The organism is Streptomyces sp. C (genome assembly GCF_000158895.1).
Taxonomy (GTDB): domain Bacteria; phylum Actinomycetota; class Actinomycetes; order Streptomycetales; family Streptomycetaceae; genus Streptomyces; species Streptomyces racemochromogenes.
Genome location: NZ_GG657750.1, coordinates 3,110,952 through 3,126,046 on the forward strand (window position 1 = coordinate 3,110,952; position 15,095 = coordinate 3,126,046).

Sequence of the window (15,095 nt, forward strand, 5' to 3'; positions counted from 1 at the left end):
CGGTGCGGCTGGCCGACGACGTGGTGGCCCGGACCGGGACGCCTCCGCCGCCCGGGGTGCCGGCTGCCGCGTTCCTGATGGCCGTGGTGCACGAGCGGCAGTCCCGGGACGCCGCGCGCGCCTTCGCCGCCGACCCGGCCATGTCGGCTCCTGCCCCTGCCCCTGCCCCTGCTCATGCCCCGGCGCCGATGCCCGCGCCCGCAGCGGTGTCCGCGCCCATGCCCGTGCCCGCTCCCATTCCGGTCGTGCCGCCCGTGGCGCCGCCGTCGCCCGTGGCGCCGCCGCGCGGGACCGGGTTCGCTCCGCCCGCCTAGTCCTCGAAGTCGTCCGAGTCCTCGGAGCCGTCGGCGTCCGCGAAGGACGACGGCGGGGTCTCCAGGTGTTCGAGTTCGATGCCTGGCGCCGAGAGGACCACGTCCCCCGCGATGTGCACGGTGTGGACCTCGCCCGTGTCCAGGGCCGTGACCTGGTACTCGTCCACCACCAGCGGGCCGCTGTCCGTCGGGTGCTCGGCGCGGGACAGCAGGGCCCACGCCTGGTCGACCGTACGGGGTGCCAGCACGGGATCGGTCAGCGCGAGGAGCCGGACGCGGGTCGCGGGGGCGCCGGGGGTCAGGCGCAGCAGGCGGGCCGTGGCGATGAGGAAGGCCGGGGAGCTGCCGGTGAAGCCGGGCGCGGCGACGTTGCCCTCGGTGGCCTCGGCTCCGGCGGGGTCGGTGCGGACCCAGGTGACGCCGTCGATGGCGGCGCCGCGCACCTGCCAGCCGCCGGCGTTGGCCTCCATGCGGATGGGGCGGCCGAGGGCGTCGACGGCCAGGTCCAGCGAGCCGCGGTGGTCGCCGTCCGGGGTGGTCAGCTGGGCCACGTAGCGCCAGCCGGAGGGGCCGGGGGCGCAGTGGAAGTGCTCCTCGCCGAGGGGGGTGTGGTCGTGCGGGTCGTGGAGCGAGTAGCGGCCGCGGGGCATGGCGTCGGGTCCTTGGGTACGGGGCAGGCCCCCGGCGCGGATGCCGGGGGCCTGCCTGGAGTGCTGCGGATCCGCGGGGAACGGGATCGTCGGCGGTGGATCAGTAGCGGTAGTGGTCGGGCTTGTAGGGGCCCTCGACCTGGACGCCGATGTACGCGGCCTGCTCCGGGCGCAGGGTGGTGAGCTTGACGCCCAGCGCGTCCAGGTGGAGGCGGGCGACCTTCTCGTCCAGGTGCTTGGGCAGCACGTAGACGTCGGTCGGGTACTCGGACGGCTTGGTGAAGAGCTCGATCTGGGCCAGGGTCTGGTCCGCGAAGGAGTTCGACATCACGAAGGACGGGTGGCCGGTCGCGTTGCCCAGGTTGAGCAGGCGGCCCTCGGACAGCACGATGAGGACCTTGCCGTCGGGGAACGTCCAGGTGTGGACCTGCGGCTTGACCTCGTCCTTGACGATGCCCTCGATCTTCGCCAGGCCGGCCATGTCGATCTCGTTGTCGAAGTGGCCGATGTTGCCCACGATCGCCTGGTGCTTCATCTTGGCCATGTCCGAGGCCATGATGATGTCCTTGTTGCCGGTCGTGGTGATGAAGATGTCCGCGATCTCCACCACGTCGTCCAGCGTGGCGACCTGGTAGCCGTCCATCGCCGCCTGCAGCGCGCAGATCGGGTCGATCTCGGTGACGATGACGCGGGCGCCCTGGCCGCGCAGCGACTCCGCGCAGCCCTTGCCGACGTCGCCGTAACCGCAGACGACCGCGACCTTGCCGCCGATGAGGACGTCGGTGGCGCGGTTGATGCCGTCGATCAGGGAGTGGCGGCAGCCGTACTTGTTGTCGAACTTCGACTTCGTCACGGCGTCGTTCACGTTGATCGCCGGGAAGAGCAGGGTGCCCTCGGCCATCATCTCGTAGAGGCGGTGGACGCCGGTGGTGGTCTCCTCCGTCACGCCCCGGATGTCCGACGCGAGCTGCGTCCACTTCTGCGGGGTCTCGCCGAGGGTGCGGTTGAGGAGCGTGAGGATGTGGCCGTACTCCTCGGAGTCCGCGGTGGACGGGTCCGGGGCCGCGCCGGCCTTCTCGAACTCGACGCCCTTGTGGACCAGCAGGGTGGCGTCACCGCCGTCGTCGAGGATCATGTTCGGGCCGCCGGTGGGGGTGTTCGGCCAGGTCAGCGCCTGCTCCGTGCACCACCAGTACTCCTCCAGCGTCTCGCCCTTCCAGGCGAAGACGGGGACGCCCTGCGGGTTCTCCGGGGTGCCGTTCGGGCCGACCGCGATGGCGGCGGCGGCGTGGTCCTGGGTGGAGAAGATGTTGCAGGAGGCCCAGCGGACGTCGGCGCCGAGGGCGACGAGGGTCTCGATGAGGACGGCGGTCTGGACCGTCATGTGCAGGGAGCCGGTGATGCGGGCGCCGGCCAGCGGCTGCGCCTCGGCGTACTCCTTGCGGATCGACATCAGACCCGGCATCTCGTGCTCGGCCAGGGTGATCTCCTTGCGGCCGAAGGCGGCAAGGGAAAGGTCGGCGACCTTGAAGTCCATGGGTGCTGCTCCTCATGGTTCGAGAGGTGGGTACGGCTGGGCCGTGCACGGGGCTGGCCGGTGCACTGAGCACAGTCCGCCGCGGGGCCCTCTCTCCCCTCGGCCGGTCACGAGGACCGCCCGACCGCCATCAGCAGCGACGCCTGACACTGATGACGAATCTACACCGATCGGCGGAGCGGACCCCAGTGGGGACGGGAACAAGTCGCGCTTCGATTTCAGGCCGTCCGGCGGGATGTTCGGGGCCTTTCGGACTTTTGATCCGCCCCTTACCTGTTGCAGGATGCCGGTGGATCGGTTCGTGCGCGCGATCTCGCGGACCCATGGCGTGAGGAGATTCAATTGACCAGTCCAGCCGGCGCTCCCGGTGGCGGTGCGAGCGGGCCCGAGCGCCTGAAGCTGCTCGCCGTGACGGCGTGCCCCACGGGGATCGCGCACACCTACATGGCCGCCGAGAAGCTGATGCAGGCCGCCGCCGAGCTCGGCGTGGACATGAAGGTGGAGACCCAGGGGTCGATCGGGGCCGAGAACGTCCTCACTGACAACGATGTCAGAGAGGCGGACGGGATCATCATCGCCGCCGACAAGGAGGTCGACCGCGAGCGCTTCGCCGGCAAGCGGGTGCTGTCCACCGGCGTCGCCGACGGCATCCACAAGCCGAAGGAGCTGATCGAGCGGGTGCGGAGCGCGCCGGTCCAGACGGGCACGGCCCCGGCCGGCGGCGGCGCGGGCAGCGGCGGCGGCAAGGAGCGGAGCCTCGCGTACAAGGCGCTGATGAACGGCGTCTCGTACATGATCCCCTTCGTGGTGGTCGGCGGTCTGCTGATCGCCATCGCGCTGGCGCTGGGCGGCCACGCCACGGCCGAGGGGTACGCGGTCACCCCGGGTACCTTCTGGGACCACGTGTTCCAGATCGGCGTCCTGGGCTTCACGCTGATGATCCCGATCCTGTCCGGCTACATCGCGTACGCGATCGGCGACCGGCCGGCGCTGGTGCCCGGCATGATCGGCGGCTTCATCGCGAACACGGGCGCGCTGTACGACTCGAAGTCGGGCGCCGGCTTCATCGGCGCGATCGTGACGGGCTTCCTGGCGGGCTATCTGGTCCTGTGGATCAAGAAGGTCAAGGTCCCGAAGGTCGTCCAGCCGATCATGCCGATCATCGTGATCCCGATCGTGGCCACGACGACGCTCGGCCTGTTCTTCATCTACGTCATCGGCAAGCCGATCTCCTGGGTCTTCGAGAGCCTGACGTCCTGGCTGTCGGGCATGACCGGCACCAGTGCGATCCTGCTCGGCGCGCTGCTCGGCCTGATGATCGCCTTCGACATGGGCGGGCCGGTCAACAAGACGGCGTTCCTCTTCGGTACGGGTCTCATCGCGTCCGGGAACTACGCGGTCATGGGCATGTGCGCGGCGGCCATCCCGGTGATGCCGCTCGGCCAGGGCCTGGCGACGCTGCTGCGCCGCAAGCTGTACTCGGAGCAGGAGCGCGACACGGGCATGGCCGCCCTGTTCATGGGCGTGTTCGGCATCTCGGAGGGCGCCATCCCGTTCGCGGCGGCGCGGCCGGCGATCGTGATCCCGGCGAACATGCTGGGCGGTGCGGTGGCGGGTGCGGTCGCCGGTGTGGCGGGCGTGGGCGACCACGTGCCGCACGGCGGGCCGATCGTGGCCGCGCTGGGCGCGATCAGCGGCTGGGCGTGGTTCCTGATCGCGATCGCGATCGGCACGGTGGTGACGGCGCTGACGACGAACGCGCTGATCGAGATCAAGGCGCGCCGGGGCGGGCGGGCCGCTCCCGCCGGGGCCGCGGCGGCGGAGCCGGTGCCCGCCGGCGTGGGTGCTGCTGCGGGCCCCGTCACCGGTGGCGGTGCCGGTGCCGGCGGGACGGCCCTGCGGGCTCAGGCGGAGCCGCTGCCCGTCGGCGCGGGCGCGGCGGACGCCGGGCCGGAGGTGCTCTCCGGCTACCTCACCGCGCGGACGGTCAGGACGGAGCTGGCCTCGGGCACCAAGGAGGCCGCGATCCGGGAGATGGCCGAGATGCTGGCGTCCACGGGGAACGTCCGGGACGTGGACGAGCTCGTACGGGTGGCCCTCGCCCGGGAGGCGCAGGGCACGACGGGGCTCGGCGAGTCGATCGCGATCCCGCACGCCAAGACGGACGCGGTGGCCCGCCCGACGGTCGGCTTCGCCCGGTCCTCGGAGGGCATCGAGTGGGGCGCGCTGGACGGTACGAAGGCCCGCCTGGTCTTCATGATCGCGGTGCCGGAGGCCGCCGCGGGCGACGAGCACCTGCGGATCCTGGCGCTGCTGTCGCGGAAGCTGATGGACGCGGACTTCCGCGAGCGGCTCGGCTCCGCGCCGGACGGGCCGGCCGTCCTGGAGGTGCTGAGCGAGATCCGGTAGCCCCGGCATCCGCCCCACCCGTGCGCACGGACGAAGGCCCCCGCAGCCGGTGAGCTGCGGGGGCCTTCGGGTGCCGGTGGGCGGGGCCGGTCAGCGGCCGTCGCCCTTGGCGAGATCGGGGCGGTGGGCGGCCTCGGGGCGGTAGATGTCCGGTTCCAGGTAGATCACGCGGGCGATCGGGACGGAGGCGCGGATGCGGGCCTCGGCGGCGTTGATGGCGTTGGCCACCTCGGTCGCGGTGTCGTCGTGCTGGACGGCGATCTTGGCGGCGACGAGGAGCTCCTCGGGGCCCAGGTGCAGGGTGCGCATGTGGATGACGCCGGTGACGGTGTCGCCGTCGACGAGGGCGGCCTTGATCTTCTCGACCTCGGCGGTGCCGGCGGCCTCGCCGAGCAGCAGCGACTTGGTCTCCAGGGCCAGTACGACGGCGATGACGATCAGCAGGACGCCGATGCAGAGGGTGCCGATGCCGTCCCAGACCCCGTTGCCGGTGAGCAGGGCGAGGCCGACGCCGCCGAGGGCGAGGACGAGGCCGACGAGCGCGCCGAGGTCCTCCAGCAGGACGACGGGCAGCTCGGGGGCCTTGGCGCTCTTGATGAACTGCTTCCAGCTCTGGCTGCCGCGGGTCTCGTTGGACTCCTTGATCGCGGTGCGGAAGGAGAAGCCCTCCGCGATGATCGCGAAGACGAGGACGCCGACGGGCCAGTACCAGGCCTCGATCTCGTGCGGGTCGTGGATCTTCTCGTAGCCCTCGTAGATGGCGAACATGCCGCCGACGGTGAAGAGCACGATGGAGACGAGGAAGGCGTAGATGTAGCGCTCGCGCCCGTACCCGAAGGGGTGCTGGGGGGTGGCCTCGCGCTGGGCCTTCTTCCCGCCGAGGAGCAGCAGACCCTGGTTTCCGGAGTCGGCGACCGAGTGGACGCTTTCCGCGAGCATCGACGAGGAGCCGCTGAAGAGGAATGCCACGAACTTGGCTACAGCGATGGCGAGGTTCGCGGCGAGTGCCGCCACGATCGCCTTGGTACCGCCCGACGCGCTCATGGGTGCTGGGTGTCCTTCCTGGCCACTGACTACGGCCGCACATTGTTGCAGCTGCGGGTGCCGCCGGCGCTACGTCAGAGGATCACGGTGGCCCGGAAGACGGTGCCCGTACCGGACAGTTCGGTCTTTTCGCCCGCAGGGACGAAGACCGACTCGCCGGGGGCGAGGGCCAGTTCACCGACACGGGGGGCGCCGGCGGTGCAGAGCAGGATCTGCGGGGTGCCGTCCGGGAGGACGCGGGGGGCTCCGCCGGGGGCCAGGACGTGGCGGGAGAGCCGGAATTCGTCGATGGGGGTCTCGTAGACCTCCTCGCCGTCGCCCTCGGGGCGCAGGACGCCCGGGGCGCTCGGCTCGAAGATGACGACCTTGAGCAGCTCGGGGACGTCCACGTGCTTGGGCGTCAGCCCGCAGCGCAGCACGTTGTCCGAGTTGGCCATCAGCTCGACGCCGAGGCCGTCGAGGTAGGCGTGCGGGATGCCGGCGCCGAGGAACATGGCCTCGCCGGGCTGGAGCCGCACGTGGTTGAGGAGCATGGCCGCGATGACGCCCGGGTCGCCCGGGTAGTCGTGGACGAGCCCGGCGTACGCCTCGTACGGGCCGCCGAGGCGCTCGGCGGCGGCCGCGGCCTCGGCGACCGTACGGGCCATCTCCTCGCGGTCGGCGGTGAGGACGGCGGTGAGGACCTCCCGCAGGGCCGCCTCCTCGGGGTGCGCGCGCAGCAGGTCCACGTACGGCTTGAGGGAGTCGACGCCGAGTCCTTCGAGGAGGTCCGCGGCCTCCGCCGGCGGGCGGAAGCCGCACAGGCCGTCGAAGGGGGTGAGCGCGCAGATCAGCTCGGGCTTGTGGTTGGCGTCCTTGTAGTTGCGGTGGCCCGCGTCGATCGGGACGCCGCGCCGCTCCTCGTCCTCGAACCCGGCGAGGGCCTGGGCCAGGTCGGGGTGGACCTGGAGGGAGAGGGGGGCGCCGGCGGCGAGGATCTTGAGGAGGAAGGGCAGGCGCGGGCCGAACTTGGCGACGGCGGCGGCTCCGAGCTCACCCTCCGGGTCGGCGTCGATGACGGCCGCCAGGGTGGTCTCGCCGGCTCCGCGGTCGAGGCGGGAGGGGGCGCCGGGGTGGGCGCCCATCCACATCTCGGCCTGGGGCTCACCGGTCGGCTCGACTCCGAGGAGGGCCGGGATCGCGGTGGTGGATCCCCACGCGTAGGGGCGGATCGTGTTGGTGAGGCGGTCCATCGTCGTCGTCTTCCTGGATCTGGATGTGGTGCGGGCACGGGTGTGTGCCTGGGGTCTGTCGTCAGACTCCCGTCGTCGCCCGGAGGGCGGCGGGAGTTTGACGACAGACCCTAGCTGTGTCCCCGGGCCGCCAGCGCCAGGTAGGCGGTGGCGAAGTCGGTGACGGCGAGGAGTTCGGCGAGCTGTTCCAGGTCGCCGCCCTCCTCCGGTTCGAGCTCGCTGACGGCCGTGTCGTGGCTGAGGGCGAGCTCGCGCGCGGCCGGGGCGGCGCTGAGCCCGCCGGTCGGCCGGTCGCGCAGCAGGACGATGCGGGCGCGCAGGGCCTGCGGCTCCTCCACGCGGTCCCGGAAGAAGTCGTCCGGGTCGGCTCCGGCGGCGAAGGACCCGGCGAGCAGCACCCCGTGCGCGGGCAGCGCCTCGGGGAGGGTCGCTGACAGCGCGGGGCGGCCGGCCAGCTCGGCGAGGGTCGCGGCGAAGCGGCGGCCGACGGGGCCGGCGCCCTCGCCCTCGCTCCAGATGAGGGGGAGCGAGTCGGCCAGCTCGGCAGCGAGGGTCTTGGCCGGGTTGGAGTACGTGGTGATGGCGGGGCCGCAGCGTTCGGCGGTGCGGTCGAGCCGGTCGGCGACGCGCTGGAGGGCGTCGGGGGCGGCGCTGATCAGCCCGACCTTGTCGAGGAGGACCAGCAGCGGGGTCAGCAGGGCCCAGAGGGCGCCGGGACCGGCCGCGGCGGACTCGTCGTACTCCTGGTACGGGGCCTTGGCCATCGGTACGAGGACCCCGTGCGCGCCGTTCACCGCCTCGCCCAGCGGTGAACGCTCGGGGGCGACGGCGACCACGGCGCAGCCGCGCCGGTAGGCCTGCTCGGCGAGGGCCGCGAGGCCGGGCTCGGTGCCGTCGGTGGTGGCGATGAGGAGCAGGTCCACGGGTCCCGCCCAGCCGGGCAGGCTCCAGCGCAGCGCCCCGGCGGCGTGCGCGACGCCGGTGGGGTGCAGGCGGGTGACCGGGGCGGAGGTTCCGGCGAGGGCGCCGAGCAGGTCGGCGACGCCGGTGGCGGCGGTGCCGGAGCCGGCGATCAGGACGGAGCGGGGGCGCCCGTCGGGGCGCAGGTCCGCGAGTCCGGCCTCGGTGGCGTGCCGGGCCGCGGTGCGGACCCTGGCCCCGGCCTCGGCGGCGCCGCGGAGCAGGCCGCGGCGGTCGGCACGGGCGAGATCGTCCGGTGCGTCGAGGAGTGACTCGTCGAGCATGGGGGCCTCCGGCGGTGTTGACGGATCCAGGCTGGTCGAGCGGTGGGGATCGGGGCCGGTCAGGCGGGGCGGCGGGCCTCGTCCACGAGGAGGACCGGGATGCCGTCGCGGACCGGGTACGCGAGACCGCAGTCCTGGCCGGTGCAGATCAGCTCGGGGGCGGTCTCGTCCGCCGACTCGTCCCGGAGGGGGGCGTGGCAGGCGGGGCAGGCGAGGATCTCCAGCAGGCCGGCTTCGAGCGGCATGGGTGGTTCCCTTCGGGGATGCGGATCGCTTATCGCGGATTGGGCGAGGTCAGCGTACCGCCGAGTCACTGGGCGTGCGGCCTGGCGGGTGCCGGGTGCCGCCCCGCGGCCGGAACTGCCCGGCTGGGCGGAATACCCGGTTCGGGTGCGGCGCCGTTGCGGGGGCTCTGCCCCCGGGCCCCCGCGCCTCAAACGCCGGCGGGGCTGGATTTCGCCGACCCGCCCGGTTGCCCCGGCCCGCCGCCGGGCGCGGGGCAGGGGTGGCGCCCCTGGATCCCCGTGCCCGCCGGCCAGGTGTTACGCGCGGACGAGGGCGAGGACCTCGTCGCGGATCTTGGTCAGGGTGGCCTCGTCGCGGGCCTCCACGTTGAGGCGCAGGAGCGGCTCCGTGTTGGAGGGGCGGAGGTTGAACCACCAGTCGGCGGCGGAGACCGTGAGGCCGTCCAGCTCGTCGAAGGTGACGCCGTCCTGGCCGGGGTAGGCGGAATCCACCCACATTAAGATAGCGGCCTGGTCGGCGACGGTGGAGTTGATCTCGCCGGAGCCGACGTAGCGGTCGTAGGAGGAGACCAGCTCGGAGAGCGGGCCCTCCTGGCCGCCGAGGGCCGCGAGGACGTGGAGCGCGGCGAGCATGCCGGTGTCCGCGTTCCAGAAGTCCTTGAAGTAGTAGTGCGCCGAGTGCTCGCCGCCGAAGATGGCGCCGGAGGCGGCCATCTCGGCCTTGATGAAGGAGTGGCCGACGCGGGTGCGGACGGGGGTGCCGCCGTTCTCGCGGACGACCTCCGGGACCGACCACGAGGTGATCAGGTTGTGGATGATCGTGCCGGCGCCGCCGTTGCGGGCCAGCTCGCGGGCCGCGACCAGGGCGGTGATGGCGGACGGGGAGACGCCCTCGCCGCGCTCGTCGACGACGAAGCAGCGGTCGGCGTCGCCGTCGAAGGCGAGGCCCAGGTCGGCGCCCTCGGCGAGCACGCGGGCCTGGAGGTCGACGATGTTCTTCGGGTCGAGGGGGTTGGCCTCGTGGTTCGGGAAGGTCCCGTCCAGCTCGAAGTACATGGGGACGAGGTCCAGCGGGAGGCCCTCGAAGACGGTGGGGACGGTGTGGCCGCCCATGCCGTTGCCCGCGTCGACGACGACCTTCAGCGGGCGGATGGCCGCCAGGTCCACCAGGGACTTCAGGTGCTCGGCGTAGCCGGCCAGGGTGTCCTGCTCGGTGATGGTGCCCGGGACGGTGCCCGCGGGGATCTCCGGCGCGCCCTCGTCGGTCCACTTCTCGGCGAGCTCGCGGATGGTGGCGAGGCCGGTGTCCTGGCCCACGGGCGCGGCGCCGGCGCGGCACAGCTTGATGCCGTTGTACTGGGCCGGGTTGTGCGAGGCGGTGAACATGGCGCCGGGCAGGTCCAGCTTGCCGGAGGCGTAGTACAGCTGGTCGGTGGAGCACAGGCCGATCAGGGTGACGTCGACGCCGCGGGCGGCAGCGCCCCGGGCGAAGGCGGCGGACAGGCCGGGCGAGGAGGGCCGCATGTCGTGACCGACCACGATCGCCGTGGCGCCGGTGACCTCGACGAACGCAGCACCGAACAGTTCGGCCAGGGGCTCGTCCCATTCGTCGGGTACGACGCCACGTACGTCGTACGCCTTGACGATGTTCGAAAGATCTGCGGCCACTGCCTGCCCTCCTGAAGGTTCTGTGCGGTGGAGCAAACCTACCTTGTGCGCAGAGAGGCTTTTCAGACGATCCGTGCGTCAGGAATCGGGCGAACGGAGGACGCGCAGGTGTCCGCGACGGGTCTCGCCGGCCACCGGGGCACCCGGTCCGGACCCGCCGGCCTCGGCCGCGCGCTCGGGCGGACGGGCCGCCTCGCGGACCGCGTTGGCCAGGGCTTCGAGGTCGTCCCCGCTGGGGCGGGACGGGCCGGAACCGTCGGACAGACGCACGACTTCCCAGCCGCGCGGGGCGGTCAGGCGCTCGGAGTGCTCGGCGCACAGGTCATAGCAGTGGGGTTCGGCGTAGGTGGCGAGCGGGCCGAGAACTGCGGTCGAGTCGGCGTAGACGTACGTCAGTGTGGCGACGGCAGGGCGGCCGCACGCGGTGCGCGAACAGCGACGTACAAGGCTCACGACGTTGGACGGTACCGCACTCTTGACCGGGCCGCGACGACTCGCCCCCCGGCCGTCCCCCCGTGTCGTACTCCGCCCGGGCTGCGCCACGGGTGACGAAGAGGGGCAACGGGTCCGCAAAGCGGCCCGATCTTGGCCGACGTGACACCAGGTCGTGACCGTATCGGGTCCTGGCCGTGGCGTGCGGGCTACCCTGCGGGGGTGACGGACAGTTCGCTTCCTCCCCGCCCGCCGGTTCCCGCCGCGCCCCCTTCCGAGCCGCGGCAGCGGCGGCGCGACCGGCACGGCCGGGGGATGCGCGGGCCGCTGGCCCCGCCGCAGGTGCCCGCTGTCCGCGAGCCGGGCGGAGCTGTTCGGGGACCTCGTACGGGATTCCGTGGAGCGGCTGGAACGGCGCTGGACGCAGCTGGCCGAGGTGGAGTTCGTCATCGCGGACGTGCCGGGGCCGCCGGGCGGGCCCGACGCGGGCTGGAACGACGAGGCGGTGCCGCTGGGCGGGCTGGTGGAGGCCCGGGACGGGAAGCCGGCGCGGATCGTGGTGTTCCGGCGGCCGGTGGAGATCCGGGCGAAGACGCGGGACGAGCGGGCGCTGCTGGTGCACGAGATCGTGGTGGAGCAGGTCGCGGAGCTGCTCGGGCTGTCGCCGGAGACGGTGGATCCCCGGTACGGGCAGGACTGACGCCCCGCCCGTACCCGGTTTTCGGCGCCCGGGTTTCGGCGCCCGGGTTTCGGCGCCCGGGTTTCGGCGCCCGGTTTTCGGCGCCCGGTTTTCGGCGCCCGGTTTCAGCGCAGCAGGATCGAGGGGTCCTCGGCGGCCTTGGGCACGGAGACCGTGGAGCGGTCGTCGCCGAAGGCCTGGACGGTGAACATCGGGATCCCGTCGTGCGGCAGGGTCAGGGTGCGGGCCGCGTGGACGGGGCCGCCGGACAGGGTCTCGACGGTCAGGGCGTAGGGGCCCTTGCCGCCGGAGGGGGCCGGCGGCGGGGTGACCGCGCGGGTGGTACCGCCCTTGAGGGTGATCTCCGTGGCGGCGCCCTGCCCGCCCTCGGTGCCCGGGGAGGCGGTGACGCGGACCTTCGCGTCGGCGCCGGACGCGGTGAGGGTGAGGACGGTGGCCTTGTCGTCGGCCCGGTTGTCGGCGACGGTGGCCCGCTCGCCGACGGGGGTGCTCGCGGGGACGAAGGCCAGTTCCTGCTTGGCGGCGGTGCCGCGGACCACGCGCAGGGCCGCGACGACGGGTACGGCCTTCTTCGGGTCGGCGGGGGCCAGCAACAGGGAGCCGGCCTCGCCCCGGGTCACGTCGCCGAGGTCCAGGGTCTCGGTCATGCCGCCCTTGAGGTGGAGGCGTTCCCTGCCGGCGGGGTTGATGGGGCCGGTGGGGCCGGACAGCTTCACCGTGAGATCGGCGTCGTCCTCGCCGGGGGCGAAGGCGACCAGTCGTACGGAGGTGGCGTCGGCCGGGATGCCGGGCAGGACCAGGCTGTCCGCCGGGCCCGCGGAGGCCGGGAGCCAGTCGGCGCCGGTGCCGTCCTCGGCGACGTGGACGGAGGCGCCGACCCGGCCGGAGCGCGCCGTGACGTGCGCGGTGGCGTCCGCGAGCCGGCTGTCGGGGGCCAGCTGGGACAGCGACACCTTGGTGGTGGACCGGGGGGCGACGTCGTAGACGGGGTCCGGGGGTGCCCGGTTTGTCCTTGAGCAGGCCCGTCGGGGCCCGTGCAGCTTGATGGCCACCTCGGCGACGGTGTCGTCGGGGTTGGTGAGGTGGACGTAGTCCTGGCGGCCCTTGGCGGTGCTGACGCCGGGGAACCAGAAGTCGGTGCCGGGCGCGGTGCAGGCCAGCCCGAGGAGGCCGCGCGCGTGGCCGGCGGACACCTTGGTGGTCTGCTGGGCGGTCCAGCCGGGGGCCAGTGCGCCTTCGGCGGCGCCCGTCAGTGCCGGTGCTTCCGCGCCGGAGGCGGTGGCCGCGACGGGTTTGCCGGGCTCCTTGAGGTCGAGGACCGCCTTGCCGTCCTTGTCGGCCAGCCGGGCCGTGCCGGCGCCGCCGCCCTTGCCGGGGGTGAGGGAGGTGTACGTGGTCTCGGCGATGTCGGAGGAGCTGGGCGCGGGGCACACCAGCACGGACCGTTCCACCGGCATCCGGGCCGCGGCCGCCCGTCCGGCGCCGTCGGCCGGGGTGGCGGCGGGGGCGGTGAGGAAGGCCAGCCCGGTGACGGCGGCCAGCGCCGCCGTCACGGCAGCCAGCGTCAGGGGGGCGCGCTGCTTCACTGGTGGCTCCCGTCCGGACGCGGCTGGTGCTGTCCGTAGGCGTCGTACTGCTGCTCGTACTCGTACGGGTGGGGCTGCTGTTGCTGCGGGAAGTGAGGCTGTCCCCCGGGCGGGGGGTACTGCCCGTAGGCGTCGTGGGCGGGCTCCGGCTGGTGCGGCTGCTGCGCCTGGTACGGGTGGGGCTCCTGGTAGGCGTACGAGTCCTCGCCGTAGACCTGCTGCGCGGGGATCTGCGCGTACGGGTCGACGACGGCCTCGGCGGGAACCGGCTCCGGGTCGGGCGCGGCGGCCGGTCCGGTCCGGCGGCGGCGGCCGTGGCCGGGCTCGCCGGGGCGGTCCCCGGGGGCGGCGCCGGGCGCGGTCTCCTCGGGCAGGTCGTCGTCGAGGCGGGCGCGGCGGCCGGGCAGGGCCATCACGAGGAGCAGCAGGGCGAGGGTGCCCTGTGCCCAGTGCCAGGCGGTGCGGGGGAAGGAGTCCTGGTGGACGAGGTCGAGCCGGCCGGCGTCGGTGGGCAGGGCGAAGCCCTGCGCCCAGCCGTCGACGGTCCGGGGGGTGAGGGGTTCGCCGTCGAGGGTGGCGCGCCAGCCCGCGTCGGCCCGGTCGGCGATGCGCAGGGTGCGGCCTTCGGGGCCGGCCGGGAGGTCGGCGTGGACCTCGACGGGGCCGGCTTCGACGGTGAGGGTGGCGGTCTGGCCCTGCCGGGCGGGGACGATCGCGACGCGGGAGGTGAGCCGTTCGACCTCCCACAGGGCGGTGCCGTCGTTCTGGTGGCGCTGTTTGAGCCCGGGGGTGCCGTCGAGGATGCGGCGCATGGGGACGGAGCCGCCAGCCGGGATCATCACGTAGCGCACGGCGAAGGCGCTGAGCTGCTCGGACTGGTTGGCTCCGGAGCCGGAGACCAGGCTGGAGACGGCCTGGGCGAGGCGGGGTTCGGGGCCGGCGGCGGCGAGGAGTTCGCCGTCGCCGAGGCGGGCGCCGGAGCCGCGGACCAGGGCGTAGGAGACGGTGGCGGGCGAGTCTCCGCCGAGGACCAGGGTGCGGGTGCGGTTGGTGTCGCCCGAGTGCTCGGCGACGACGGCGGGGACCTGGACGGGGTCGCGCCGCGCCAGCGGTCCGTCGGCGCCGGCCGCGGCCCAGGCGGCGGCGAGGAGCAGCGGGCCGGCGGCGGCGGCGAGGGCGGTCAGGGCGGCGAGCGGCTGGCGCCAGCCGAAGCTGCGTGCGGCGACGCGGTACTTGGCGCCGTCCGCGCCGAGTGCGGCGGCCGCGAGGAGTCCGAGCCCGTACAGGAGGGTGCCGGGGCCGGCCCAGCCGGTGCGGCCCAGGAGGACGGCGAGGAGCAGTCCGGCGAGGGCGGCGGTCCAGGCGGTGCGGACGGCGAACCGCCGGTCGGCGCGGAGCAGGGCGGCGAGGGCGGCGAGCAGGACGCCGGTGAGGAGGAACGGGCCGGTGGTGCCGGGGCCGCCGGGGTCGGCGGTGAGGAGGCCGAGGGGGGTGGCGGAGCCGGTGCCGTAGGGCAGTCCGGCTTCGCGCAGGAAGCGGCCGGGGTGGGTGAGGAGGCCGAGGGACCAGGGCGCGAGGACGGCCAGGGGTACGGCGAGGGTGGCGAGCAGGCGGGGGGCGTACGTCTTCCAGTGCGCGCGGCGTGCGAGGACGGCGGCGGTGCCGAGGGCGGCGGCGAGGGGCCACGCGACGGGGGTGAAGGCGGTGGCCAGGGTGAGCAGGAGGGTGTACGTCCACACCGCGCGGCGGCCGCTGCCGGGTTCGGCGTCGGTGAAGCCGTGGGCGGTGGCGGCGGAGCGGGCGATCAGCGGCAGGAGCACGGCGAGGACGGCGGTGCCGAGGCGGCCGCCGGCGAGGGCGCCGGTGACGGCGGGGAGGAAGGCGTAGCCGACGGCGGCCCAGGCGCGCAGCAGGCGCGAGGTGACGAGGGGCCGGGAGGCGAAGTAGGCGGTGAGGCCGGCGAGGGGGACGGAGCCGACGAGGAGCAGGGTCAGGGCGGCCTGGGTGGAGCCGAGGAACAGAGCGGAGAGGCCG

10 protein-coding genes and 3 pseudogenes are annotated in these 15,095 nt (G+C 73.8%); 3 read left to right on the forward strand and 10 right to left on the reverse strand.

Annotation, left to right across the window (positions count from 1 at the left end; translation table 11 throughout):
• Positions 1-314 (forward strand): annotated as a pseudogene (locus SSNG_RS42955) (RDD family protein); the annotation flags it as partial.
• Here SSNG_RS42955 and SSNG_RS13820 read toward each other — a convergent pair.
• On the reverse strand, positions 311-964 hold the full coding sequence (locus tag SSNG_RS13820; RefSeq protein WP_007264449.1) for a hypothetical protein: 654 nt from the start codon (positions 962-964) through the stop codon (positions 311-313). The pseudogene SSNG_RS42955 and the gene SSNG_RS13820 overlap by 4 nt on opposite strands.
• Before the next feature lie 100 nt (positions 965-1,064).
• Positions 1,065-2,501, reverse strand: coding sequence for an adenosylhomocysteinase (ahcY, locus tag SSNG_RS13825; RefSeq protein ID WP_007264450.1), 1,437 nt, complete (start codon positions 2,499-2,501; stop codon positions 1,065-1,067).
• A gap of 342 nt (positions 2,502-2,843) precedes the next feature.
• On the opposite strand from ahcY, the gene SSNG_RS13830 reads away from it, so the two are divergent.
• Positions 2,844-4,910, forward strand: coding sequence for a fructose-specific PTS transporter subunit EIIC (locus SSNG_RS13830; RefSeq protein WP_042800982.1), 2,067 nt, complete (start codon positions 2,844-2,846; stop codon positions 4,908-4,910).
• A 90-nt stretch (positions 4,911-5,000) separates the two neighbouring features.
• Here SSNG_RS13830 and SSNG_RS13835 read toward each other — a convergent pair whose 3' ends face one another.
• From SSNG_RS13835 to SSNG_RS13860, 6 genes are all read right to left on the reverse strand, one after another.
• Positions 5,001-5,954, reverse strand: coding sequence for a cation diffusion facilitator family transporter (locus SSNG_RS13835; RefSeq protein ID WP_007264453.1), 954 nt, complete (start codon positions 5,952-5,954; stop codon positions 5,001-5,003).
• Positions 5,955-6,028: 74 nt separating this feature from the next.
• The gene (manA, locus tag SSNG_RS13840) at positions 6,029-7,186 is read right to left on the reverse strand and encodes a mannose-6-phosphate isomerase, class I (RefSeq protein WP_007264454.1); all 1,158 of its coding nucleotides are present in this window, start codon (positions 7,184-7,186) and stop codon (positions 6,029-6,031) included.
• Between the two features lie 110 nt (positions 7,187-7,296).
• Positions 7,297-8,430: an SIS domain-containing protein gene (locus SSNG_RS13845; RefSeq protein ID WP_007264455.1), complete on the reverse strand. Its 1,134-nt coding sequence runs from the start codon at positions 8,428-8,430 to the stop codon at positions 7,297-7,299.
• Between the two features lie 59 nt (positions 8,431-8,489).
• Positions 8,490-8,675 (reverse strand): Trm112 family protein, encoded by a 186-nt coding sequence (locus SSNG_RS13850; protein ID WP_007264456.1) that lies wholly within the window; start codon positions 8,673-8,675, stop codon positions 8,490-8,492.
• A 297-nt stretch (positions 8,676-8,972) separates the two neighbouring features.
• On the reverse strand, positions 8,973-10,343 hold the full coding sequence (locus SSNG_RS13855; RefSeq protein WP_007264457.1) for a phosphomannomutase/phosphoglucomutase: 1,371 nt from the start codon (positions 10,341-10,343) through the stop codon (positions 8,973-8,975).
• Positions 10,344-10,421: 78 nt separating this feature from the next.
• Positions 10,422-10,886 carry a DUF3499 domain-containing protein gene (locus tag SSNG_RS13860; protein WP_007264458.1) on the reverse strand — a complete coding sequence of 155 codons (465 nt, stop codon included), beginning with the start codon at positions 10,884-10,886 and terminating at the stop codon, positions 10,422-10,424.
• Positions 10,887-11,090: 204 nt separating this feature from the next.
• Here SSNG_RS13860 and SSNG_RS13865 point away from each other — a divergent pair.
• A pseudogene (locus SSNG_RS13865) lies at positions 11,091-11,475 on the forward strand (metallopeptidase family protein).
• Positions 11,476-11,579: 104 nt separating this feature from the next.
• Here the strand turns inward: SSNG_RS13865 and SSNG_RS13870 are convergent.
• Positions 11,580-13,061 (reverse strand): DUF5719 family protein, encoded by a 1,482-nt coding sequence (locus SSNG_RS13870; protein ID WP_007264460.1) that lies wholly within the window; start codon positions 13,059-13,061, stop codon positions 11,580-11,582.
• Positions 13,058-15,095 (reverse strand): annotated as a pseudogene (locus tag SSNG_RS13875) (family 2 glycosyl transferase); the annotation flags it as partial. The pseudogene SSNG_RS13875 and the gene SSNG_RS13870, both read right to left, overlap by 4 nt.